At 73.0% G+C, this 22,230-nt stretch carries 20 protein-coding genes, 1 tRNA gene and 1 rRNA gene; 12 read left to right on the forward strand and 10 right to left on the reverse strand.

Annotation, left to right across the window (positions count from 1 at the left end):
• Positions 1-41: 41 nt before the first annotated feature.
• The 7 genes from NLU66_RS17045 to NLU66_RS17075 all read left to right on the forward strand — a co-directional run bounded on the left by NLU66_RS17045 (position 42) and on the right by NLU66_RS17075 (position 7,009).
• Positions 42-353, forward strand: a complete 312-nt coding sequence (locus NLU66_RS17045; protein WP_259360789.1) for a putative quinol monooxygenase — start codon at positions 42-44, stop codon at positions 351-353.
• On the forward strand, positions 350-1,144 hold the full coding sequence (locus NLU66_RS17050; protein ID WP_259360790.1) for a DUF1684 domain-containing protein: 795 nt from the start codon (positions 350-352) through the stop codon (positions 1,142-1,144). The genes NLU66_RS17045 and NLU66_RS17050 overlap by 4 nt, the downstream gene beginning before the upstream one ends.
• 7 nt (positions 1,145-1,151) lie before the next feature.
• Positions 1,152-1,889 (forward strand): TVP38/TMEM64 family protein, encoded by a 738-nt coding sequence (locus tag NLU66_RS17055; RefSeq protein ID WP_259360791.1) that lies wholly within the window; start codon positions 1,152-1,154, stop codon positions 1,887-1,889.
• 155 nt (positions 1,890-2,044) lie between these two features.
• Positions 2,045-4,246 carry a PTS sugar transporter subunit IIA gene (locus NLU66_RS17060; protein ID WP_259360792.1) on the forward strand — a complete coding sequence of 734 codons (2,202 nt, stop codon included), beginning with the start codon at positions 2,045-2,047 and terminating at the stop codon, positions 4,244-4,246.
• Between the two features lie 7 nt (positions 4,247-4,253).
• Entirely contained in the window at positions 4,254-5,396 is a 1,143-nt protein-coding gene (locus NLU66_RS17065) for a mannitol-1-phosphate 5-dehydrogenase (RefSeq protein ID WP_259360793.1), read from the forward strand.
• Between the two features lie 133 nt (positions 5,397-5,529).
• Positions 5,530-5,802, forward strand: coding sequence for an HPr family phosphocarrier protein (locus NLU66_RS17070; RefSeq protein ID WP_259360794.1), 273 nt, complete (start codon positions 5,530-5,532; stop codon positions 5,800-5,802).
• Between the two features lie 280 nt (positions 5,803-6,082).
• Positions 6,083-7,009: an endonuclease domain-containing protein gene (locus NLU66_RS17075; RefSeq protein WP_259360795.1), complete on the forward strand. Its 927-nt coding sequence runs from the start codon at positions 6,083-6,085 to the stop codon at positions 7,007-7,009.
• Between the two features lie 312 nt (positions 7,010-7,321).
• Here NLU66_RS17075 and ptsP read toward each other — a convergent pair whose 3' ends face one another.
• Together ptsP and NLU66_RS17085 are read right to left on the reverse strand one after the other, a co-directional pair.
• Positions 7,322-9,040, reverse strand: coding sequence for a phosphoenolpyruvate--protein phosphotransferase (gene ptsP, locus NLU66_RS17080; protein ID WP_259360796.1), 1,719 nt, complete (start codon positions 9,038-9,040; stop codon positions 7,322-7,324).
• A gap of 148 nt (positions 9,041-9,188) precedes the next feature.
• Positions 9,189-9,276 (reverse strand) — tRNA-Ser (locus NLU66_RS17085).
• A gap of 132 nt (positions 9,277-9,408) precedes the next feature.
• Here NLU66_RS17085 and NLU66_RS17090 point away from each other — a divergent pair.
• Both NLU66_RS17090 and NLU66_RS17095 read left to right on the forward strand, forming a co-directional pair.
• Entirely contained in the window at positions 9,409-10,494 is a 1,086-nt protein-coding gene (locus NLU66_RS17090; protein ID WP_259360797.1) for an NAD(P)-dependent alcohol dehydrogenase, read from the forward strand.
• A 51-nt stretch (positions 10,495-10,545) separates the two neighbouring features.
• Positions 10,546-11,490 (forward strand): NAD(P)H-quinone oxidoreductase, encoded by a 945-nt coding sequence (locus tag NLU66_RS17095; protein ID WP_259360798.1) that lies wholly within the window; start codon positions 10,546-10,548, stop codon positions 11,488-11,490.
• Positions 11,491-11,513: 23 nt separating this feature from the next.
• Here NLU66_RS17095 and NLU66_RS17100 read toward each other — a convergent pair whose 3' ends face one another.
• The 3 genes from NLU66_RS17100 to NLU66_RS17110 are packed head-to-tail and all read right to left on the reverse strand — an operon-like array spanning position 11,514 to position 13,583.
• Positions 11,514-12,224, reverse strand: a complete 711-nt coding sequence (locus NLU66_RS17100) for a hypothetical protein (RefSeq protein ID WP_259360799.1) — start codon at positions 12,222-12,224, stop codon at positions 11,514-11,516.
• On the reverse strand, positions 12,224-12,724 hold the full coding sequence (locus NLU66_RS17105; RefSeq protein ID WP_259360800.1) for a hypothetical protein: 501 nt from the start codon (positions 12,722-12,724) through the stop codon (positions 12,224-12,226). The genes NLU66_RS17100 and NLU66_RS17105 overlap by 1 nt, the downstream gene beginning before the upstream one ends.
• A gap of 52 nt (positions 12,725-12,776) precedes the next feature.
• Positions 12,777-13,583, reverse strand: a complete 807-nt coding sequence (locus NLU66_RS17110; protein WP_259360801.1) for a WXG100 family type VII secretion target — start codon at positions 13,581-13,583, stop codon at positions 12,777-12,779.
• 122 nt (positions 13,584-13,705) lie between these two features.
• Here NLU66_RS17110 and NLU66_RS17115 point away from each other — a divergent pair, with 122 nt between their 5' ends.
• Complete coding sequence (locus tag NLU66_RS17115; protein WP_259360802.1) at positions 13,706-14,116, forward strand: hypothetical protein; 411 nt, start codon at positions 13,706-13,708, stop codon at positions 14,114-14,116.
• A 12-nt stretch (positions 14,117-14,128) separates the two neighbouring features.
• Here the strand turns inward: NLU66_RS17115 and NLU66_RS17120 are convergent, their stop codons facing one another.
• From NLU66_RS17120 to NLU66_RS17130, 3 genes are all read right to left on the reverse strand, one after another.
• On the reverse strand, positions 14,129-14,995 hold the full coding sequence (locus NLU66_RS17120) for an HAD family hydrolase (protein WP_259360803.1): 867 nt from the start codon (positions 14,993-14,995) through the stop codon (positions 14,129-14,131).
• Between the two features lie 103 nt (positions 14,996-15,098).
• On the reverse strand, positions 15,099-16,361 hold the full coding sequence (gene serS, locus NLU66_RS17125) for a serine--tRNA ligase (RefSeq protein ID WP_259360804.1): 1,263 nt from the start codon (positions 16,359-16,361) through the stop codon (positions 15,099-15,101).
• Positions 16,358-16,795, reverse strand: coding sequence for a GntR family transcriptional regulator (locus NLU66_RS17130; RefSeq protein ID WP_259360805.1), 438 nt, complete (start codon positions 16,793-16,795; stop codon positions 16,358-16,360). The genes serS and NLU66_RS17130 overlap by 4 nt, the downstream gene beginning before the upstream one ends.
• A 57-nt stretch (positions 16,796-16,852) precedes the next feature.
• Here NLU66_RS17130 and NLU66_RS17135 point away from each other — a divergent pair, with 57 nt between their 5' ends.
• Complete coding sequence (locus NLU66_RS17135; RefSeq protein WP_259360806.1) at positions 16,853-18,034, forward strand: diacylglycerol/lipid kinase family protein; 1,182 nt, start codon at positions 16,853-16,855, stop codon at positions 18,032-18,034.
• Positions 18,035-18,084: 50 nt separating this feature from the next.
• Here the strand turns inward: NLU66_RS17135 and pheA are convergent, their stop codons facing one another.
• Positions 18,085-19,050: a prephenate dehydratase gene (pheA, locus tag NLU66_RS17140; protein ID WP_259360807.1), complete on the reverse strand. Its 966-nt coding sequence runs from the start codon at positions 19,048-19,050 to the stop codon at positions 18,085-18,087.
• A gap of 159 nt (positions 19,051-19,209) precedes the next feature.
• On the opposite strand from pheA, the gene NLU66_RS17145 reads away from it, so the two are divergent.
• Entirely contained in the window at positions 19,210-21,354 is a 2,145-nt protein-coding gene (locus NLU66_RS17145; RefSeq protein ID WP_259360808.1) for a hypothetical protein, read from the forward strand.
• A gap of 702 nt (positions 21,355-22,056) precedes the next feature.
• On the opposite strand, the gene rrf is transcribed toward NLU66_RS17145, so the two are convergent.
• Positions 22,057-22,173: ribosomal RNA gene (rrf, locus tag NLU66_RS17150) — 5S ribosomal RNA — on the reverse strand.
• Positions 22,174-22,230 lie beyond the last annotated feature (57 nt).

Here is a 22,230-nt window from a genome sequence, read left to right on the forward strand (position 1 = left end):
GCCCGTTGATACGGTCACGCCACCGACCCGAAGGAGTCCCGATGACCGTCGTCGTCACCGCCGTGTTCTTCCCCGCCGAGGGGAAGCAGCAGGAGCTCGCCCAGGCCATGCAGCGCGGCATCGCCGCCGTGCACGAGGAGGCCGGGTGCGAGAAGTACGCGATCCACGCCGCCGAGGACGGCACCGTCACGATGATCGAGAAGTGGTCGAGCGCCGAGGACCTCGACGCGCACGGCTCCGGCAGCGTCGTCGAGATCCTCCGCGGCGACGTCGCGGATCTCGTCGCGAAGCCCGCGGTCGTCACCCGCATGACCCCGATCGCCGCCGGCACCCCGGAGCAGGGCCTGCTGTGACCGTCTCCGACGCCCAGGACTGGGAGGAGTTCCGCCGACGTCGCGACGCGGGCCTCGCCGCCCCGCACTCCGTGCTCGCCCAGGTGGGCCTGCACTGGGTGGAGGCGGGCGCCGGGGAGCGGAGCTTCCCCGGTGTGCCGGGCACCTGGGCGCTCGAGGGCGGCCGGCTCGTCTCCCGCGGTGCGCCCTCGGACTTCACCGTCCTCGCCGAGCCCGCACAGGTGCAGGTCATCGAGGTGGACGGCGAGCGCACCCTCACCCTGCTCGACCCGGGCGACGTGCAGCTCGGCGTGACCGACGCGGGTGTGCGGATCGACGTCGTCCGTCGCGGTGACCGCACGGGGCTGCGCCCCCTGGACCCGGCGACCCCGCGCCGCGCCGGCTTCACCGGTGTCCCCGTCTTCCCCCACGACCCGTCGGCCGTGCTCGAGGGGAGCTTCCGCGCGGACCCGACGACGGTGACCGTCGGCTCCGCGCTGCCGTGGCTCACCCAGCAGCTGCCCTCCCCCGGCGTCGTCGTCCTCGACGTCGACGGCGAGCAGGTCGAGCTGCGGGTCACGGGTGACGGCACGCTGATCCTCACCGACGAGACCTCGGGGACGGAGACGTCGGACTGGCGCCAGGTCCCGGTCGAGATCGACGGCGAGCGCGCCCGCGTGGACCTCAACCTCGCCATGAACTGGCCCTCCGCCTTCAGCGCCTTCGGCACCTGCCCGAAGCCCCCGGAGGGCAACCACCTGCCGATCCCGGTGCGCGCCGGCGAGCGCCGCGTCGAGCCGACCGAGCGCTGACGACCCGGTGACCACGACGGAGGGCCCTGTCGGCGGGCGCGGCCACGTCCCCTGGGGCACGGTGCTGCGCAACGTCGCCCTCGTCGTGGTCGTCCTGGTCATGATCTGGCTCGCGTTCAACGTGCGCCTGCCCTCGATCGCGGGGATCCGCGCCGACGTCGACGCCGCCGGCGCCTGGGGCCCGATCGTCTTCGTGCTGCTCTACGCGGTTGTCGCGACGACCCCCATCCCGGTGACGATCATGGCCGTGGCCGGCGGGATGATCTTCGGGGTGCCGCTCGGGACCCTGCTGTCGCTGATCGGCGTCGTGACCGGCTGCCTGGGCGGCTACGGCATCGCCCGCCTGCTCGGGGAGAGTACCGTGATGCGCCTGCTCGGCTCCCACGCCGCAGTGGTCGAGGACCGGCTGGCCGGCGGCGGCTTCTACGCGGTGTGCACGCTGCGCCTCATGCCGGGCATCCCCTACTGGCCCGTGAACTACGGCAGCGGCGCCCTCGGGATCACGGCCCGGGACTTCCTCGTCGCGACGGTCCTCGCGTCGTTGCCGGGACAGCTCTCGCTCGTCGCGGTGGGCGCCTTCATGGGCTCGCCGGACGTGCCGCACGGGGTCGTGCTCGGCTGCTCCTGGGCTCTCGTGATCGTGCTCACCGTGCTCGCCTTCCGGCGCTGGCGCGGCACGCGCGCCCAGGCGCCCGCGGAGGGCGAGGCGGCGCAGGACCCGGGTATCGCGGTCGGCAAGGCCTGACCGGCGGCTCCGCGGAGAACTAGACTGCGTCCAGCCGCCGGGATCTTCCTCTGCCCTTCCCCGGGCACCCGGCGACCGCAGCGCGTCACCCGTCGCGCCAGGCCCGTCCCCCGGGGCACCGCCGTCGGTCCCCCGGCCGTCCACGAGGACACGTGATGACCACAGCAACCGAGGCGCCCCGCGGGTTCAGCCCGCGGGTGGCGCTCCAGAAGGTCGGCACCTCGCTGTCGAACATGGTGATGCCGAACATCCCCGCGCTCATCGCGTGGGGTGTCCTCACCGCCTTCTTCATCGAGAAGGGATGGACGCCCAACGCGCCGCTCGCGAGCGTCGTGGGTCCGATGATCCACTACCTGCTCCCGCTGCTCATCGCGAACACGGGCGGCCGGATGATCTACGAGGCGCGCGGCGCCGTCGTCGGTGTCATCGCCACGATGGGGGTGATCGGCGGCTCGGACTGGCTGATCGCCCAGGAGAACGCCCGTCTGCTCGAGCAGTGGGTCGCCCAGGGCAATGCGGCCGGCGAGTATGCCGAGCTGGGCCAGGTGCACATGTTCATCGGCGCGATGATCATGGCGCCGCTCGCCGCCTGGCTCATGAAGAAGCTCGACCGCCTGTGGCAGGACCACATCCCGGCCGGCTTCGAGATGCTCGTGAACATGTTCTCCGCCGGCATCTTCGGCTTCGTGATGCTGGTGATCGGCTTCTTCGGCCTCGCCCCGCTCGTCAACGGTCTGATGAGCGCGCTCTCCGCCGGCGTCGAGGTGCTGGTGAACGCGCACCTCCTCCCGCTCGTCTCGATCCTCATCGAGCCGGCGAAGGTCTTCTTCCTCAACAATGCGATCAACCATGGCGTGCTCACGCCGCTCGGGCTCGCCCAGGCGGACGCGAACGGCAAGTCCATCCTCTTCCTCCTGGAGTCCAACCCCGGTCCCGGCGTCGGCATCCTGCTCGCGTACTCGATCTTCGGCCGCGGCGCCGCGCGCGCTTCCGCCCCCGGTGCGGCGATCATCCAGTTCTTCGGCGGCATCCACGAGATCTACTTCCCGTACGTGCTCATGAAGCCGATCCTCATCCTCGCCGCGATCGGCGGCGGCATGGCCGGCGTCCTCATCAACATGCTCTTCGGGACCGGGCTCATCGCTCCGGCCTCGCCCGGCTCGGTCTTCATGATCTTCGGCGTGGCCTCCCGGGACTCCTACCTGGGCATCTCACTGGCGATCTTGGGTGCCGCGCTCGTGAGCTTCCTGCTGTCGACGCTGTTCCTCAAGATCGGCAAGCAGGACGACGGCGACATCGCCTCGGCGACCGCGAAGATGGAGCAGATGAAGGGCAAGAAGTCCTCCGTGGCGGGCGCCCTCACCGGCGCCGGCGCGGCGGGCGCGGGTGCCGCCTCCGCGGCCGACACCTCCGGCCACACCGGCCCGATCCAGCGGATCGTCTTCGCCTGCGACGCCGGCATGGGCTCCTCCGCCATGGGCGCGACCGTGCTGCGCAAGAAGGTGCGCGGCGCCGGCTTCGACGACGTCGAGGTCACCAACAAGGCGATCTCGTCGCTGAACGACGAGTGGGACGTGGTCGTGACCCAGAAGGAGCTCACCGACCGCGCCCGCCAGCGCACGGGCTCCGCGATCCATGTGAGCGTGGACCAGTTCATGAACTCCCCGCGCTACGACGAGGTCGTCGACCTCGTCCGCAGCCGCAACAACGGGGAGGACGCCTCCGACGCAGCGGACACGGCCGACACCGCCGCGACGGCCGACGGCGGCAACGAATCCCTCACCGCTGCCGCCGGCGCGGGCGCAGGCGCAGCTGCCGCGGGCGCCACCGCGGCCGGGGCCGAGTCCTCGACCCGGGGTCGTCATGCGGCGGAGGCCCCGTCGGATGCCCCTGCGACGGGCGCGGGCGCACCGGCCGACGCCGCGCCGCAGATCCTCTCCCGGGACTCGATCGTCCTGCAGGGCTCCGCGACCGGCGCCGACTCCGCGATCGACGAGGCGGGCTCCCTGCTCGTCGCCGCGGGCGCCGTGGGCGAGGACTACGTCTCCGCGATGCACGACCGCGAGGCCTCCGTCTCGACGTTCATGGGCAACGGCCTGGCCATCCCCCACGGCACGAACGAGGCGAAGTCCTCGATCCGCCGCTCGGCGATGACCTTCACCCGCTACCCGGGCGGCATCGACTGGAACGGCAGCCCGGTGACCTTCGTCGTCGGCATCGCCGGCCAGGGCAACGAGCACCTCGAGCTGCTCCAGAAGGTCGCCATGACCTTCTCCGATCCCGCCCAGGTGGAGCGCCTCGAGAAGGCGACCAGCCCGGACGAGATCCTCGACATCTTCGGTTCCGACAAGGAGTGATCCACCCATGAAGGCAGTCCATTTCGGTGCAGGGAACATCGGCCGCGGCTTCGTCGGCCTGCTCCTGCACGAGGCCGGCTATGAGCTCGTCTTCGCCGACGTCGCCGACGCCCTCATCGCCCAGCTGCAGCAGGCGGACAGCTACACCGTCGCGACCGTCGGCCAGCACCCGACCGAGACCGTGGTGACCGGCTTCCGCGCCGTCAACTCGAAGCAGCAGCCCGAGGTCCTCACCGAGGAGCTCGCCGACGCGGACGTGGTCACCACCGCGGTGGGCGTGCGCATCCTGCGCTTCGTCGCGCCGAACATCGCCGCCGGCATCGCGGCCAGGCCGGCCGGCGCCCCGCGCGTCGCCGTGATGGCCTGCGAGAACGCGATCAACGCGACGGACATCCTCGAGCAGGAGGTCCGCGCGGCCTACGAGGGCGACGACCTCGACGAGAAGGCGTTCTTCGCGAACACCGCCGTGGACCGCATCGTCCCCGTGCAGGACGCGGACGCCGGCCTCGACGTCACCGTGGAGGACTTCCACGAGTGGGCGGTCGAGCGCGGTCCCTTCGGCGGCACCGTCCCCGACGTCCCCGGCATCACCTGGGTGGACGAGCTGGGCCCGTACATCGAGCGGAAGCTCTTCACCGTCAACACGGGCCACGCGACGGCCGCCTGGCACGGCTTCGCGGCCGGCCACGCGACGATCGCGGAGTCCGTCGCGGATCCCGCCGTCGCCGCGCAGGTCGCCGCCGTGCTCGAGGAGACCTCCGCGCTGCTGGTCGCCAAGCACGGCTTCGCACCGGAGGAGATGGAGGCCTACCGCACCAAGGTGCAGGGCCGTTTCGCGAATGCGTCACTGCCCGATCCGGTCGAGCGCGTGGGCCGCTCGCCGCTGCGCAAGCTCTCCCGGGAGGACCGCATCGTCGGCCCGGCCGCGGAGCTCGCGGAGCGGGAGCTCGGCTCCTCCGCGCTGCAGGACGCGTTCGCCGCCGCGCTCGCCTTCACCCCCGAGGGCGACGAGGAGGTCACGCGTCTCCAGGAGCTGCTCGCGTCGAAGGACGCCGATGCCGCGACCGCGGAGATCACGGGGCTCGCCCCCGAGCATCCGCTGACCCCTGCGCTCCGCGACCGCGTCGCGGCCCGCCAGGCGCAGCTCTGACCTCGGGGCGGCGCCGGGGAGCGAGCGTTCCCCGGCGTCACCCCGGCCCGTCCGATATCGTCCCTGTCCGTACACCTCCACCGCGGCCCGTCCGCGACCGGCCGCGCCGCGGCCCCGAACGAAAGGCACTCCCATGGCAGAGCGCACCGTCAAGATCGCCAGCGCCTCCGGGCTCCACGCCCGCCCGGCGACCATCTTCTCCAAGGCCGCCGCGGAGCAGCCCGCCGAGGTCACCATCGAGAAGGTCGGCGGCAGCCCCGTCCAGGCCTCGAGCATGCTCATGCTCATGACCCTCGGCGCCGGCAACGGCGACGAGGTCACCCTGCGCGCCGAGGGCGAGGGTGCCGACGAGGCCGTTGCGGCCCTCGCCGCGCTGCTCGAGAAGGACCTCGACGCCGACGCCTGATCCGGCACCGGTACCACCGCACCGCCCGCCCCCGGCCCACGCCGGCGGCGGGCGGTGCTGCGTCAGGGGCGGCGTGCTCTCAGCGCCGGGCAGGCAACGCCCGCCCCGCCCGGCCGCCCAACTCACCCGAGCGACACCTGCTTCCCCATCTGGGAAGCGCACGTCGCCCCGTGAGACAGGAACGCCCTCAGCCGGCGGTCGTCCCTCCCCCATGGCCGTCCATCCACATCGCCGGCACCGATGGATCCGCGAGAGCGGGCGCTCCTCCACACTCCTCGGCATGGCCCTGCATCCCCGCGACCTGCCGCCCTTCGACGTCCACCGCCGTGCTTCATTGCTCGAGCAGGGTATGCACCCGCGCTTCCTCGCCGACCCGGATCTGGTGCGGAGCGTGCTGCCCGGCTGGGTCACGACGGTCGCGAAGCCGGCGTCGTTGCGGGCTGTCGTGCAGACGCTCCAACGTGAGGTCATCCCCGGCGCCGTGGTCAGCCACGAGACCGCGCTCGAGCTCCTCGAGGTCCCCCTCCCCTCAGGTCGCGGGTGGGCCGAGGGCGAGCGTGTGCACTGTGTGGCACCTCGCTCCGGCTCCGCCCGCCGCACCTCGACCCTGGCCGTTCATCGAGGTTCGGTCAGTGCCCGGCTCCGGCATCACGGCATGGACCTCGCCCCACCGGTGACCGCCCTGGCGCAGAGCGCCCGGCACTGGGCTCTCGACGACCTCGTCATCGCCATGGACTCCTTGGCGACGCGCCGGCACGGCGCCGCGATCCATGTCCCGCTCGCGGAGCTCACGTCCCTCGTCCTCGCCGAGACCGGCCGCGGCGCACCCTCGCTCCGGCGAGCGATCACGATGGTGCGCGCGAACGTCTGGTCGCCCATGGAGACGCGCACCCGTCTGATGCTGTGGCGGAACGGGTTCCCCGAGCCGGTCAACAACCTCGCCGTGGTGGATCCGGCGACGGGCCGGCGCTTCCACATCGATCTGGCCTACGAGGCGCAGCGGATCGCCGTCGAGTACGACGGCCTGCGACATCTCACGGTGGCGGAGCAGCAGGCCGACGACAGGGTCAAGGACGAGGCGCTCCATCGGATGGGCTGGGCGGTCCTCCGCCTCACGGCCCAGGACCTCCACGAGCCGGCGGACGTTCTGCTCCGGCTCCGAGCACTCCTCGCCCGCCAGGACGCGAGAACACCCCTCACCGCGTGAGGGACTCATGACCTCCCGCGGCCGGCGGCACGGAACCGACACCACCGAGCGACACCTGCTTCCCCTTCCCGGAAGCAGATGTCGCTCGAGGTGGGATGCGCAAGCCGCAGCCGCGGGCGACATCGTACGACGACGGCGCCGACGGACGTCGCGGCGACGCCTGCCTCCCCATCCCGGAAGCGGATGTCGCTTAGGCGGCATCGTGCGTGGGAGAGGAGGCCGGCAGCGGCACGACCCGGCAGCGCGCACCCCGCGGCGACACGGAGCGACGCCTGCTTCCCGTTCGTGGAAGCAGGCGTCGCTCAGAGCGGCTCAGAGCCCGAGCTCGCCCAGGATCGGCAGGCCCGCGCGCACGGCGTCGCGGGCGAGGTCCGCGGTGCGGGCGGAGACCGCCGCGGCCGCGAGCTCCTGGGCCTGCTCGATCGTGACGGTGGAGAGCACCTTCGCGACGGCGGGCAGCGAGCGGGGCGTCATCGACAGGGAGTTCACGCCGAGGCCCACGAGGACCACCGCGAGGCCCGGGTCGCCGGCGGCCTCGCCGCACACGCCCACGGGCTTCACGGCCTTATCGCCGTAGGCGCCGGCGTCGCCGCCGGCGGTGCGGGCGCCGTCGCAGGTGGCCTTCACGAGGGCGAGCACGGCGGGCTGCCACGGGTTGTTCAGGTGGGCGAGGGAGCCGAGCATGCGGTCCGCCGCCATCGTGTACTGGGTGAGGTCGTTCGTGCCGATCGAGGCGAAGTCGCAGGCCGTGAGCTGGCGGTCCGCGGTGATCGCGGCGGAGGGGGTCTCCACCATGATCCCGGCGGGGTCGAGGCCGCGCTCGGCGCAGAGGGCCGCGAAGTCCTCGGTGTCCTCGAGGGTGGAGATCATCGGCGCCATGACCCACGGGGTCGCCTCGGTCCCCTCGGTCGCGGCGGCGATCGCGTCGAGCTGGTTGGTGAGCACCGAGCGCTTCTCCCACGAGGTGCGGTAGGCGCGCACGCCGAGGGCCGGGTTCGGCTCGTCGGCGTCGGTGAGGAACGGGAGGGGCTTGTCCGCGCCGGCGTCGATCGTGCGCACCACGACCTTCTGGCCGGGGAAGTGCGCGAAGACCTCACGGTAGGCGGCGGTCTGCTCCTCGACGGAGGGCTCGTCCTCCCGGTCAAGGAAGAGGAACTCGGTGCGGAACAGGCCCACGCCGTCGGCATGGGCGGCGACGGCCTTCTCGGCGTCCTTCGCGCCGCCGATGTTGGCGAGCAGCTGCACACGGGTGCCGTCGGCGAGCACACCGCCGCCGCCCTCGTAGGTCAGCGGGTTCTTCTGCAGCTCGGCCCAGGCCTCGGCGAAGCGGTGGTGCTCCTCGGTGACCTCGTCGGTGATCGTGCCGAAGCCCGCGTCGACGAAGACCTCGGTGCCGTCGGCGAACTCGTGGATGTCGCGGGCGGCGACGATCGCGGGCAGGCCCAGCTGGCGGGCGAGGATCGCGGTGTGGGACTGGGGGCCGCCGTCGGAGGTGACGAGGGCGAGCACGCGCGTGGGGTCGAGGGTCGCGGTGTCCGCGGGGGCGAGGTCGATCGCGGTGAGCACGAAGGGCTCGTCGACGTCGGGGATGCCGGGAGCCTGCTCGCCGCGCAGCTCGGCGACGATGCGGGAGCGCACGTCGCGCACGTCGGTCGCGCGCTCGGCCATGTAGCCGCCGATGTTCTCGAGCATGCCGGCGACCTGGTCGCCGGCCTCCCACACGGCGCGCTCGGCGCTCTTGCCGGCGGTGACGACGAGGCCCTTCGCGGTGGTCGCGAGGGACGGGTCCGCGGCCATCTGGGCGGTCGCCTCGAGGATCGCCTTGCCGTCGCCGTTCGCGCGCTCGGCGAGGCGCGTGAGCGCCTTCTGCACGGCCGCGGCGGCGGCGGGGATGCGCTCCGCCTCCGCCTCCGGGGTGACGCCGTCCGGCACCTTCTGGGAGGCCGACGGCTCGGTGACCGGCGGTGCCATGGTGCGGATGGTGCCGACCACCCGGCCGGGGCTGACGGGGACGCCTGTGTACTGGGCCATGGCTCGTTCTCTCCCTTGAACCGTTCGCGTTCGCCGCAGGGGTGTGCCGGCCGGGCCGGGTCCGCGGGCTCGGCTCATGCTACGCGGGACGCGCGGCTCCACGCTGGGGGTCCGTCCCGGTGCGGCAGGCCCCGGACGGGCCGTCGGGCGGAGGGTGCGGGATTCGAACCCGCGGTACAGGGTCACTGCACAGTGGTTTTCAAGACCACCACATTCGGCCGCTCTGTCAACCCTCCCGGTGCCCGGAGGCACCCCGAGATCATACCGGCGCGGGGAGAGGCGGGGGACGCCCGAGGGACGGGCGCGACCTGCCGCGGGAACGCGCTGTCCCGCACAATGGTCCCGACCCGTGATCCGAAGGAGCATCCATGTCCGTCCCCGCCCCCGCCACCAGCACAGCACCCTCGACCGGGCCGGTCCTCGCGCCCGACGTCCCTGCCACGATGCGCGCCTCCGTGCTGCTGCGCCAGGGCGAGGTCGAGATGCAGGAGCGCCCCGTCCCCACCCCGCCGCCGGGCGAGGTGCTCGTGCGCGTGCGCGCCGTGGGCGTCTGCGGATCCGACGTCCACTACTACAAGGAGGGGCGGATCGGGGACTTCGTCGTCGAGCAGCCGCTGATCCTGGGCCACGAGGTCTCCGGCGTGATCGCGGGCGTGGGCGAGGGCGTGGACCCCTCCCGCATCGGCGAGCGCGTCGCCGTCGAGCCGCAGCGGCCGTGCCGCACCTGCCGCCAGTGCACCACGGGCCACCTGAATCTCTGCCCGGACATGAAGTTCTACGCGACCCCGCCGATCGACGGCACCTTCTGCGACTACGTCACCGCGCCCGCGGAGTTCGCCTTCCCGATCCCGGATGCGCTGAGCGACAACGCCGGCGCGCTGCTCGAGCCGTTCAGCGTCGGCATGTGGGCCGTCGGCAAGGCGCAGCTCGCCCCCGGCAGCCGCGTGCTCATCGCCGGGGCCGGGCCGATCGGCGCGCTCACCGCGATCGCCGCCCGCTCCTACGGCGCCACCGAGATCATCGTCTCGGACCCGGTCGCCTCGCGCCGCGAGCAGATCCTCGGCTTCGGCGCGACCTCCGCGGTGGATCCCCTGGACCCGGGCTTCGACCCGGCGGCGCTCGGCGTGGACGCCTTCATCGAGTGCTCCGGCGCCACCCCCGCCCTGCTCGCGGGGCTGAAGGCGCTGCGCCCGGGAGGCACCGCCGTCATGGTGGGGCTCGGCGCGGAGGAGATGCCGATCCCCGTGCAGGAGGTCATGAACAAGGAGATCGTGCTGACGGGCATCTTCCGCTACGTCGACACCTGGCCCAAGGTCATCGCGGCCGCCCAGGCGCCGGGCGTGGACCTCGACGCGCTCGTCACGGCGGAGTTCCCGCTCGAGGAGGCGGAGGCGGCGCTCACCCAGGTCCCCGGCGAGAGCTCGCTGAAGACGATCGTCGTCGTCTCCCGCTGAGCCCTCTCCCCCTCTCCCCCACGCCCTGGCCGCGCTCGCTACGGTGGTCCCATGCGCGCCATGACGATCACCGCGGAGCACCGGCTCGAGCTCACCGAGGTCCCCGAGCCGGTCCCCGGCCACGGAGAGGTGCTCGTGGACGTCGTCGCCGCGGGCGTGAACCGGGCCGATCTCGCCCAGGTCGCGGGGCACTACCCGCCGCCGCCCGGGGCCTCCGAGCTGCCGGGCCTCGAGGTCGCCGGCCGGCGCCGCGACACCGGTGAGGAGGTCGTCGCCCTGCTCGCGGGCGGCGGCTACGCCGAGGTCGTCGCCGTGCCGGAGGGGCAGCTGCTCCCGGTCCCGGCCGGCATGGACCTCCGCGACGCTGCCGGTGTCGTCGAGGTCACGGCCACCGTGGTCTCGAACCTCGTCGTCGAGGGCGGCCTGCGCGAGGGCGAGACGGTGCTGATCGAGGGTGGCACGGGCGGCATCGGCACGACCGCGATCCAGCTCGCCCGGCGCCTCGGGGCGCGGGTCCTCACGACCGTCGGCTCCGACGGCGCCGTCGCCCGCGCGCGGGAGCTCGGCGCCGACGTTGCCTGGAACCGCCGCACCACGGACCTCCTCGCCGCCGTCCGCGAGGCCGGCGGGGCCGACGTGATCCTCGACGTGGTGGGCGGCGGGGAGGCCCTCGCCGGCCACGTCGGCATGCTGCGGGAGCACGGCCGCCTCGTCATCATCGGCACTCTCGGCGGGGCGAGCGGCGAGCTGCCGGTGGGCCTGCTCATGGGCAAGCGCGCCCGGGTGATCGGCACGACGCTGCGCTCGCGCAGCACCGAGGGCAAGCGCGAGATCCTCGCGGCGACCCGCGAGCTGGTGTGGCCGATGCTCGAGGACGGCTCCCTGCGCGTGCCCGTGCACGCCCGCTTCCCGCTCGACCGCGCCGAGGAGGCCCAGGCCGTGCTCCGGGAGGGCGGCCACCTGGGGAAGGTCGTCCTCGAGGTGACGGCCCACTGATCAGACCGAGGGCGGCACCACGGTCAGGACCGCGGGTCCTTGATCTCGCCGGACCCCGGGAGCACCCGGACCATGGCCTCCCACGCCGTGATCGACGGCACGGGAACGAGGTCGAGCCGATCCCCGTCCTGGACCAGGACGGCATAGGTGTCGCCGGCTCGCAGGTAGACGGCGAGGTCCTCCTCGGGCGCCCCGTCGGACCCGGTCCATGCGCTGTGCGCACGGACCAGCTGCCAGGAGGCGTCGGCCTCCGCAGGGTCTATCGCGGAGCCGAGCAGATCACGCACTCCGGGCCACGCGGCGGCGCGCTCCGCCCGGTCCTCGGACGCAAGAGCGGTCACCTGCTCGGCTCCAACGCGCACGGGCGCGGTCCCCTCGACCGGCGGGCGCCCCGGGAGGAAGCCCACCAGTCGCGTGATGGCTCCGGGGAGCACCTGGAACGGCGAGCCGACGAGCTCGGCGAGATCCGCTCCCGTGCTGCTCCACCGCACCGTCACCGCGTTCGTGCCGACGTCGATCAGATGCCGATGGTGACCGCCGGGACCGGAGTTCGTGATCTCGAGGGTGAGCATCGGCGTGCGCAGCGACGCCGCCATCGCCCGGAGGATCGGGTCGTCCGAGGGCAGCGCGCCGCCGACGGAGAGGTCCCCCTCCGTCAGAAGCCGCCTCGCCCCCTCGACCTCGGGAGGAGTCCCTCGGAGCGTGCCCGTGGCCGGGTCGTAGTCGATCGTCATCAGGCGTCGTCCTCCTGGTCGTCGATGGTGAAGGCCTCGAGCAGATCGTCGAACAGCCCGTCGTGCTCACGGTCGCGGAACGCCATCGTCGTCAGCGACAGGGTCACGAGGACGTCCCCGCGCCGTGTGAAGACCTGGCGGTTGACAGCGGTGATGCCCACCGGGGTGGTCTGCAGCGACGCGCGGAACCACCCCTCCCTCCCCGCGACCTCGAGCTCTCGGTCGTCGATCGCGTGGAAGTCGGGCACGGTGGCGAAGGCCTGCGCGTAGAGGAGACCCTGGAGCTCCTCGAGGTCGGCAGGAGCATCGTCCCCGAGCCGCTCGATGCTGACGAGGAGGTTGTCGCCGAAGGGCCCTGCCTGCTCGGGCGTCATGTGAGCGATGAACGCCGCGGGCTCCTCGAGGTCTCCCGTGATCCATCCGGCGGGCACTCCCACCGTGGCGGTGACCTCGGGGACCCCGGGGACGGAGACCTCGTGGGTGATCAGCTCTGTCGTCATGAGTGCGATGCCTCTCTCGGTCGGTGCGGGGAAGTGGTGCGCGCCGTGGGGGTCATCCGAGCGCCCAGTCCACGACGGCATCGGCGACGCCGCCGCCGACGATGCCACCGACGATCCCGCCGACCACACCACCGATGACGGTGCCGGGTCCGGGGAAGATGGAGCCGATCGCAGCACCGGCGGCGGCGCCGCCCCAGGCACCCGCCGCCGCGCCGGCCATGTTCGCCCCTCCGTCGACGGCGGCGCGAGTGACCCGCTCACCGGTGCTGAGGCTCGGATCGCCGGCGTCCTCGTTCCATCGGTCGACCCCCGCGAAGACCCCAGTGAGCACCGTGCCGACGGGCCCCAGCACCTTGCCGGCGCTCTTGAACCCGTAGGCCGTGCGGAGCCAGGGCACGATCGCATCCTCGCCGCCCTTCGCGAAGACCTTCCACGCGTTCTTCAGCATGTCGTCGCCGATGCCGGTGAAGACCCCCATGGCGCCGGTCGCCCAGTTCCGCCAGTCGCCGAACGCCGAGAGCGGGTTCTCCCACCCGCCGTCGAAGGAGAAGATGTCCCTCAGACGCTCCCCCATCGCGTCCATGACGCCCGCCGCCGAGGCGATGTCCTGCGCCTGGGCGTGCTCGGCGATCTCGCGGGCGAGCTCCATCAGCCGCTCGACCGCCTGCTCGACCAGCGAGGTGTCGATGCGCACCCACTCGTCGCGGAAGGTGTCGGCGTCAGGGCCCCTCCAGAACCCGTCGATGCCCTGGATCACCCCGTCGAGCTGGCCTGCCCTCTCCTCGAGAGTCCCCTTGCGGTCCGCCAGCAGCTGGGCGAACTGCTCGCCCTGCGCGGTGTCCATTCCGTAGAAGCCCATGCTCTCCCCTGATCTCATCACCTGTCCCGGACATCATCCAGCGGTTCATCCCCGGGCGCGATGGGGAGAGGTCCCCATCTCCGGCCCCCCTCACCTGCGGGACCGATGAGAGACTGCTGCCCATGACCTCTCAGCTCACCGCACGGCTCCTCGTCGCCTCCGGGCTCACCCTGGTGGGGGTCGCGCTGCTCGCGTACACCGCCTGGGCCCGCCACGGCGGATCCCCGGCCGCACGGCGCTGGATGGGCAACGAGTTCGGGAGCTTCACCCGGGACGAGAGGATGACCGTGCTCGGTGCTCCCATGCTGGGTGTGCTGTGCCTGTGCGCGGCGGCGATCGTGCTCCCCGAGGTCGGGAGGTACCTGGCATGGCTGGCCGTGCCGCTCGGCCTCGGCGCCTTCGTCACGCTCCTCTGGGCGATGATGACGTTCCTCCCGCTGCCGGGCGCCTTCTACCCCCGCTGGGCGCGTCCCCTGCGCGATCGGAACCGTCGGACGGAGCAGTCGATCCACGCCGGCCTTCGCCGGCGCTGAGGCCCCGCGGGATCAGCGGGCGACGGCCTCGAGCACGAGGACGGTGCCGTCCTCGTAGACGGAGAGGGTGACGGTGTCCGCGACGTCCTTGACGCCCTGCGGCGCCTGTCCCATGGCGACGCCCACCTGTGCCCAGTCGAGCATCTCGACGTCGTTGAAGCCGTCGCCCACGGTGAGGGTGCGCTCGCGGGGGATGTCGAGCCGCTCGCGCACCACCTCGAGGGCGCTCGCCTTGGAGACGCCGGGGGCGGCCATGTCGAGCCAGGCGGTCCAGCCGATCGCGTACTCGACGCCGTGGACGCCGGACTCGGCGATCACGCGGCTGAACTCCTGCGGGGAGAGGTCGGGGACATGGACGACGACGCGCACGGCCTCGAGGTCCATGAGCTGGTCGAGGTCGCTCTCGATCGCCTCGACGCCGAAGCTCGCGTCCTGGAAGCCGGGGGTGGCGCGGAAGGCGCCGCTGGCCATCTCGACGGCGTAGTGCGCGTCCGGGGCGACCTCGCGCAGCGTGGCGAGGGCCTGGCCCGGCTGGAAGGTGCGGGTGTCGATCACCCGGTAGCCCTCGGGGGCCGACGGGTCCATCTCGAGGGTCACGGCGCCGTTGGAGCAGACGGCGTAGCCGTGCTCGATGCCGGCGGCGCGCACGATCGGCACGGTCGCCCCGAGGGAGCGGCCGGTCGCGATGACGACGGTGGACCCGCGGGCGGCGCGCTGGAGCGCCTCGCGCATGGGGGCGCTCATCGCGCCGTCGTGGTCCACGAGGGTGCCGTCGACGTCGAGCCCGATGAGCAGGTGCTCCCCGGCGAGCTGGTCGAGGTGATCGGCGAGGCGGGCGCGGGTGGCCTCGACGTCGGTCGTCGCGGGCGCGGGATTCATGCCGTCCAGTGTTCCAGCCCCGCCTGACGAACGGGTGAACCGACGATGACGGAGCGCCGCCAGGATCCGCCGCCCGAGGCCCTTCCGCTCCGCTCCCGTCATCTCAGGCGACGACCTCGAAGACCTCACGGCCGCCGAGGAACGGGCGCAGGCCCTCGGGGACCACCACGGAGCCGTCGGGCTGCTGGTGGTTCTCGAGGATCGCCGCGATGAAGCGCGTGGTGCCGAGGGTGCCGTTGAGGGTCGCGACGGGGCGCAGTCCGTCCTCGGTGCGCTCGCGGATGTTCAGCCGCCGGGCCTGGAACTGGGTGGTGTTCGAGGTGGAGGTGAGCTCGCGGTAGGTCTCCTGCGAGGGCATCCACGCCTCGCAGTCGAACTTGCGGGCGGCGGAGGTGCCGAGGTCGCCGGCGGCGGTGTCGATGATGCGGTAGGGCACGTCGATCTTCGCCATCATCTCCCGCTCCCAGTCCAGGAGCCGCTCGTGCTCCGCGTAGGAGTCCTCGATGCGGCAGTACGAGAACATCTCGACCTTGTGGAACTGGTGCACGCGGATGATGCCACGAGTGTCCTTGCCGTAGCTGCCGGCCTCGCGGCGGTAGCAGGCGCTCCAGCCGGCGTAGCGGATCGGGCCGTCGGAGAGGTCGAGGACCTCGTCACGGTGGTAGCTCGCGAGGGCCACCTCGCTCGTGCCCACGAGGTAGAGGTCGTCGTCCTTGTCGAGGTGGTAGACCTCGTCGGCGTGCTCGCCGAGGAAGCCGGTGCCCTCCATCGACTCGGGCAGCACGAGCGTGGGCGTGATCATCGGCGTGAAGCCGGCGCGCGTGGCCTGGTCGATCGAGGCGTTGAGGATCGCGAGCTCGAGCTGCGCGCCGACGCCGGTGAGGAAGTAGAAGCGGGCGCCGGAGACCTTCGCGCCGCGCGCCATGTCGATCGCCCTCAGCCCCTCGGCGATCTCGAGGTGGTCCTTGACGGGCGCCTCGAACGCGGGGATCTCGCCGACGGTCTCGCGGAGCACGAAGTCCTCCTCGAGGCCCTCGGGGGCGCCCTCGGCGAGGTTGGGGATCGTGCGCAGCAGGCGGTCGCGCTCGGCGAGGGCGTCGCCGGCCTCGGCCTCGAGCCGCTTGACGTCCGCGGCGAGACCCTTGACCTGGGTGAGCAGCTCCTGCTTCTCCTCGCCCTTCGCCTGGGCGACCTTCTTGCCGAAGCTCTTCTGCTCCGCGCGGGCGGATTCGAAGGCGGCGGTGGCCTCGCGCCAGGTGGAGTCCGCGGCGAGCACGGAGTCGACCACGCCGGCGTCGCGCCGGCGCGCCCTCTGTGCGTCTCGGACCAGGTCGGGGTTCTCGCGCAGCTGCCGCAGATCGATCATTCGTCCAGGGTACCCGCGGCGGCGGGTCCCTCGCCCGCGGAGGTGAGCAGCGTCCGCACGGCGGTGAGCACGGCCTCGGGGTCGTGCCCGGCGGCGCGGGCCTCGGCGATCGGGGCGGCGAGGAGGCGGGCGAGCTCGGGGTCGAGGTCCCCGGCGGGGGCGACGGCGACGCCGGCGGGCAGCGGGTCCGCGATGCGGGTGCCGGCGCCGCGTGCGGTGTGCAGCACCTCCGCCGCCTCGAGCTCCTTGTAGGCGCGGGCGACGGTGCCGGGGGCGAGCCCGAGGTCCGTGGCGAGCGCACGGATCGCGGGGAGCCGGTCCCCGGGGCGGAGGATGCCGGTGGCGAGCTGGGCGAGGATGCCGCGGCGGATCTGCTCGAAGGGCGGCAGGACGCTGTCGGGGTCGACGAGGTCCGTCGAGGAGCTGGTGGCCATGGGAGGGAGTCTTCCACGCGGTCGGGCCGCACCGCCGCACCTCAGTACGCTGTGCCCATGGATCTCGGTGCAGTGCTCTCGATCATCGGCCTCGTCGTGGGGGTCGTCGCGATCGTCCTGCTCGCCCTGGTGCTGCGCTCCCTGGGCCGGCACCGTCGCGAGCTCGCCGAGCTGCGCGCCGCGACCACCGGGGCGATCCCCGTCGTCGACGGCGGCGAGGCGGCGGGGGCCGACGGCGAGCCGACGGCGCAGGAGGACCCGCCCGCGCGGCTGCGCAAGGTCGCCGTCGTCCTGAACCCCTCGAAGTTCGCGGACGCCGACGCCTTCCGCACGCGCCTGCGCGAGGTCGTCGAGCGCGTCGAGGAGGCGGAGATCGCCTTCTACGAGACGACCGTCGAGGACCCGGGGCAGGGACAGGCCCGCGAGGCGATCTCCGAGGGGGCGGACCTCGTCATGGCAGCGGGCGGCGACGGGACCGTCCGCATGGTCGCCTCCGTTCTCGCCGGGACCGACGTGCGCATGGGCATCATCCCCTCGGGCACCGGCAACCTGCTCGCCCGCAACGTCGACGTCCCGCTCGAGGACCCGGCCGCCGCGATGACCGCCGCGCTCACCGGCCAGGACCGCCACGTGGACGTCGGCTGGCTGCAGACGGGCGGCTCGATCGCCGAGGCGACCGCCGCCTCCCCGCAGATCTTCCTCGTCATCGCCGGCTTCGGGGCGGACGCCGAGATGATCGGCCACACCGACGACGGTATGAAGAAGCGGATCGGCTGGATCGCCTACGTGCTCGGCGGGGTGCGCACCGTCATGGGCCGCAGCGTCGACGTCGTCCTCGACCTGCCCGACGGCACCCGTCACACGCATCGCGCCCGCACCGTGCTCCTCGGCAACGTCGGCCGCCTCCCCGGCGGCTTCGTGCTCATGCCGGGCGCGACCGTGGACAACGGCCGGCTCGAGATCGTCGTCGCCGGCTGGCGCGGCGCGGCCGGCTTCAGCCAGGTCGTCACCGAGGTCGTGAACCCGCGTCTCGTGCCCAGCCGCCGCACGCGCATCGCGAACCGGCTCTCGACGATGGAGCGCTACCACTCCCCCGCGGTGCAGGTCGTGACGGCGGCGCCGCAGCCGGTGCAGCTCGACGGGGACACGGACGACGAGGCCACGCACTTCATCGCGCGCGTGGACCCCGGGGTGCTGCGCCTGCGGGTGCCGGTCAGCTCGCGCTCCCGCGCCCGCTGATCCCTCTCCCCCGGGGCCGACGGTCCGCGGGGCCCGTCGGCGCACCCGCCTCAGCCGCGCGGCGCCTCGATCATCCCGCTGAGCCGCGCGAGCCAGTCATGGGCCTCGTCGTAGGTCTCGTCGGCGAAGTCCTCCCGCACCTCCGTGCGCTCCCCGTCCACGCGCGGGTAGGAGCCGAGGTAGTGGACGACGGGGCACATGCGGTGCAGGGAGCGCAGTGCGGCCGCGACCCGTCGGTCCTCGAGGTGGCCCTCGAGGTCGATCGAGAAGGAGTACCGGCCCAGGAAGTCGCCGATCGGCCGCGACTCGATGCGGGACATGTTCACGCCGTTCGCGCTGAGCATCTCGAGCGCCTCGAGCAGCGCGCCGGAGCGGTTGTGGGGCAGCTGGACGACGATCGTGGTCTTGTCCGCGCCGGTGCGGGCGGGGATCCGGCCCTCACGGGTGACGAGCACGAAGCGGGTCTGCGCGCCGGCGGTGTCCTCGATGCCGTCGGCGAGGATCTCGAGGCCGAAGTGCTCCGCCGCGAGCCGCGAGCAGACGGCCGCGCGGCCGCGGGCCTGCTCCGGTGTCGCCTCGGCGAGGTCGCGCGCGGCGGCGGCCGTCGAGGAGGAGGTCGCGACGCGGGCGCCGGGGACGTGCGTGCGCAGCCAGCCCTGCACCTGCGCCTGCGCATGGGGATGGGAGGAGATCGTCGTGAGCTCCTCGAGCGCGATCGGCTCCCGCGCGGCGAGGACGAAGCTGATGATCACCACCTGCTCGGCGACGATGGTGATCGAGTCCGTCGCGGCGAGCACGTCGAGGGTGCCGGAGACCCCGCCCTCGACGGAGTTCTCGATGGGGGCCATGAGCGCGTCGATGTCCCCGGCGAGCAGGTCGGTGGTCGCCGTCGCCACGGAGGAGAAGGGCACCATCGTCACCTCGGCCGGGTCCGCGACCGGCGCGGGGCCCTCGAAGGCCTGCAGCAGCGCCTGGTGGGTGAAGGTGGTCTCGGGGCCCAGGAATCCGTAGCGCATGCCCAGGAGCGTATCGGTCCGCCGCTGCCGGGCCGGTGCCCGACCGCAGGCCGGTCGCGGCGGGCGGGCAGCGCCGGGTCCCGGGATCTCCCCCACTCCTCCTCGGCGTCGTCACCGCTGGTCCAGGGGCGGGCACGGCCACGCCCGTACGATCGATCCATGCCGTCCCTCCCCCGCCCCGTCACCGCGCTCCCGGCCCTGCTCCTCGCCCTGCTCTGCGCGGCGACGCTGGTCCTCGCGGGCGCCCCCTCGGCGCAGGCCGAGGGCGGGGACGGGCAGGGCGCGATCACGGCGGACGAGCCCGTCCGCCTCGTGATCGCGACCGCGGGCCTGGACTGGCGCGACGTCACCCCCGAGCTCACGCCGCACCTGCAGTGCCTCGCGGACCGCTCGGGCCTCGGCGCCATGAACACGACCTCGGTCTCCGTGGTCTCCACGATGCGCCAGGGCATGGAGACGATCCGCTCGGGCTTCCGCGGCCTCGCGGCGGACGCCCCTCGCACCGCCGGCATCCCGAACCCGGCCGTCGACCAGTGGGAACAGCTGGGGGTGCCGGTGACGGAGGTCGACGGAGGCGGCGGGCCGGACGACGCCGGGTCCGACGACGCCGCGGGATCCGACGAGCCCGCGGATCCGGCGGTCTCCACCGCGGCGACCCTCCCCGACGGCGCCGCCGACGAGATCTCCGAGGGCCTCGGCGCGGAGGACGGGATCGTGCTCGTGGACCTCGGCGGTCTGCCGGACCGCGCCGACCCGGAGCGGGCCGACGCCCTCACCGCCCTGGACGCGCGGGCGGGCGAGGTGATCGACGCCGCCGGGGGCTGCGACGCGGCCTCGCTGCCGCGCACGCTCACCCTCTCCGTCGCGGCGATCGACCCGGCGGATCCGGACTCCACGGAGCGCACCGGGGCGATGGCCTCCCGCTCGGCGGGGCTGCAGGTCGCGATGGACTCCGCGCTCCCGGGCCGTGCCCTCACCTCGGGGGCGACGAAGCAGCCGGGCGTGGTCATGCTGACGGACGTCGCGCCCACGATCCTCGCCTCCTACGGGGCGAGCTCCGAGGGTCTCCTCAACGGCCAGCCCCTGCGGGGGTCGGAGAGCGCGGACCCGCAGCAGCTCGTGAAGGACCGCTCGCTCGCCGCCCTCGAGGTGGACGACGCGACGGTCCCGGCGCTGGGCTCCTGGCTCGCGCTCGGGGTGGTGGGGCTGGTCCTGCTGCTCGTCCCGGCCCTCGCGCGCCGGCCACGGGTGCGCGCCCTCGGCCGGGCGCTGACGACGATCGCCCCGCTCGCCCTGCCGGTGGGCCTCATGGCCTCGCTCGTGCCCTGGTGGCGCGCGGAGCATCCTGCGCTCGCTCTCACGGGCGTCGTCTGGGCGGGTTCCGCGCTGCTCGCGCTCGTGGTCCTCGCCGGTCCCTGGCGGCGGGTCCCACGCGGCTCGGTCGCGGTGAGCGCGGCGCTCGTGGGCGGCATCGTCCTGCTGGAGTCCGCGATGGGATCCCGGCTGCAGCTGGGCTCCCCGCTGGGCGCGCAGCCGATCTCCGGCGGCCGCTTCTACGGGCTCTCCAACCATCTGTTCGGGATCGTCCTCGCGGCGTCGCTGATCGCCCTGCTGTGCCTGTTCACCATGCTCCGCACGGCGCGGGCACGGGTGCTGTGGACGCTCGGCGTGGGTGTCGCCGTCGCGGTGGTGTGCGTGACGCCGTCGATGGGCGCGGACTTCGGGTCGATGCTCGCGACGGTCCCGACGTTCGGCCTGCTCGCGCTGCTCGTCTCGGGGATCCGCCTGCGGCCGTGGCACGTGGTCTCGCTGCTCGCCGGCGGCGCGGTGCTCGTGCTCGGGGTGTCCTTCCTGGACTGGCTGCGGCCGCCGGAGGACCGCACGCATCTGGGGCGCTTCATCGACGAGCTGCTCTCCGGCAAGCTCGTGGCGGTCGTGGTCCGCAAGCTCGCGCAGAACGTGGGGATGACGCTCGGCTATCCCGCCCTCACGGTGCTCCTGGTCCTCGCGCTCGCCTGCTCGGTGGCCGCGCTCATGCCCCGCCGGGCCCGACTCTCACGGCTCGCCGCGCTGTACGAGGAGCACCCCTCCGCGCTGCACACGATGATCGCGGTGGTCGCGGGCGGCTGGCTGGGCTACGCGGTGAACGACACCGGTCCGGTGCTCGTCGCGGCCATGTTCGGGATCGTCCTCGTGCTGCTCCCCCCGGCGCTCCCCAACCCAGGCGACGGGCCGACGGCCCACGCGACCGGCACAGGAACCGATGACAGCACCAGCGCCCGTCTGAGCGCCGAGGGACGCTGAGAAGGTCTGCCCAAGGCTGGTCCGGTGCCGGTGCCGGTGCCGGTGCCGACGCCGACGCCGACGCCGACGCCAGAGCGTGGGGCCGGCCCCCGCGTGCGACGAGGCGGTCATGCCTCCATGAAGGACGCCTCCCACACGGGATGTCTCTGAGAATCGCTCAGCTGCGCTGCTGAGGCCGCTGCAGCGCCTGGTGCGTCAACGGGCGCTGTGCCCGACCCAGACCCTCCCTGCCCCCACGCCTTCTCCACCTCTCCGCCGAGGGAACAAGCGAACGAGGCAACGAGGCAACGAGGCAACGAGGCAACGAGGCAACGATCCGCCTAGCCGATGAATCCATGAGCCAGCGAGCCGGCGATCCCGGAGAACGTCATTGGGGGCGACGGCTTCGGCCCACTCTCTCCCGTTGAGCCACTCCGCTCAGCACTCTGCTCTCGGGGCCTTGAACGAGCCGAGCAGCATTGGCTCCCACGCTTCAGCGCGATGAGATCCCGGGCCTCAGCGTGTAATCGTTGTGCAGCGATGGGCAACGTCCAGCTGAAGGCGCGGGTGGCTGTCGCCGGACTCGTGAACGTGCGGAGTGCTCACCGCGAGCGAGCGCCCGAGCCGGCACTGGAAATCGGCATGAAAAAAGGGAAGGGCGGGGGACGGCGAGACACTCGAACGAGCATCCCAGCGACGTCCTCCACCCTTCCCGATGAAGATGTCCGGCGGCGACCTACTCTCCCACACCCTCCCGAGTGCAGTACCATCGGCGCAATCGAGCTTAGCTTCCGGGTTCGGAATGGAACCGGGCGTTTCCTCGATGCTATGACCGCCGTAACACGGCGAGACCAACCAGCCCTGACCAACCACACCCCCACGGGGACGCGATGGCAG

This window comes from Brachybacterium sp. NBEC-018 (assembly GCF_024860185.1).
Lineage (GTDB): Bacteria > Actinomycetota > Actinomycetes > Actinomycetales > Dermabacteraceae > Brachybacterium > Brachybacterium rhamnosum.

What these genes read in the sequence shown, in the direction of transcription:
- NLU66_RS17130 (WP_259360805.1), bottom strand. Translation starts at nt 16,795, where the DNA reads ATGGCCACCAGCTCCTCGACGGACCTCGTCGACCCCGACAGCGTCCTG.
- NLU66_RS17045 (WP_259360789.1), top strand. Translation starts at nt 42, where the DNA reads ATGACCGTCGTCGTCACCGCCGTGTTCTTCCCCGCCGAGGGGAAGCAG.
- NLU66_RS17075 (WP_259360795.1), top strand. Translation starts at nt 6,083, where the DNA reads ATGGCCCTGCATCCCCGCGACCTGCCGCCCTTCGACGTCCACCGCCGT.
- pheA (WP_259360807.1), bottom strand. Translation starts at nt 19,050, where the DNA reads ATGCGCTACGGATTCCTGGGCCCCGAGACCACCTTCACCCACCAGGCG.
- NLU66_RS17135 (WP_259360806.1), top strand. Translation starts at nt 16,853, where the DNA reads ATGGATCTCGGTGCAGTGCTCTCGATCATCGGCCTCGTCGTGGGGGTC.
- NLU66_RS17110 (WP_259360801.1), bottom strand. Translation starts at nt 13,583, where the DNA reads ATGGGCTTCTACGGAATGGACACCGCGCAGGGCGAGCAGTTCGCCCAG.
- serS (WP_259360804.1), bottom strand. Translation starts at nt 16,361, where the DNA reads ATGATCGATCTGCGGCAGCTGCGCGAGAACCCCGACCTGGTCCGAGAC.
- NLU66_RS17115 (WP_259360802.1), top strand. Translation starts at nt 13,706, where the DNA reads ATGACCTCTCAGCTCACCGCACGGCTCCTCGTCGCCTCCGGGCTCACC.
- NLU66_RS17100 (WP_259360799.1), bottom strand. Translation starts at nt 12,224, where the DNA reads ATGACGATCGACTACGACCCGGCCACGGGCACGCTCCGAGGGACTCCT.
- NLU66_RS17090 (WP_259360797.1), top strand. Translation starts at nt 9,409, where the DNA reads ATGTCCGTCCCCGCCCCCGCCACCAGCACAGCACCCTCGACCGGGCCG.
- ptsP (WP_259360796.1), bottom strand. Translation starts at nt 9,040, where the DNA reads ATGGCCCAGTACACAGGCGTCCCCGTCAGCCCCGGCCGGGTGGTCGGC.
- NLU66_RS17120 (WP_259360803.1), bottom strand. Translation starts at nt 14,995, where the DNA reads ATGAATCCCGCGCCCGCGACGACCGACGTCGAGGCCACCCGCGCCCGC.
- NLU66_RS17105 (WP_259360800.1), bottom strand. Translation starts at nt 12,724, where the DNA reads ATGACGACAGAGCTGATCACCCACGAGGTCTCCGTCCCCGGGGTCCCC.
- NLU66_RS17095 (WP_259360798.1), top strand. Translation starts at nt 10,546, where the DNA reads ATGCGCGCCATGACGATCACCGCGGAGCACCGGCTCGAGCTCACCGAG.
- NLU66_RS17065 (WP_259360793.1), top strand. Translation starts at nt 4,254, where the DNA reads ATGAAGGCAGTCCATTTCGGTGCAGGGAACATCGGCCGCGGCTTCGTC.
- NLU66_RS17070 (WP_259360794.1), top strand. Translation starts at nt 5,530, where the DNA reads ATGGCAGAGCGCACCGTCAAGATCGCCAGCGCCTCCGGGCTCCACGCC.
- NLU66_RS17145 (WP_259360808.1), top strand. Translation starts at nt 19,210, where the DNA reads ATGCCGTCCCTCCCCCGCCCCGTCACCGCGCTCCCGGCCCTGCTCCTC.
- NLU66_RS17060 (WP_259360792.1), top strand. Translation starts at nt 2,045, where the DNA reads ATGACCACAGCAACCGAGGCGCCCCGCGGGTTCAGCCCGCGGGTGGCG.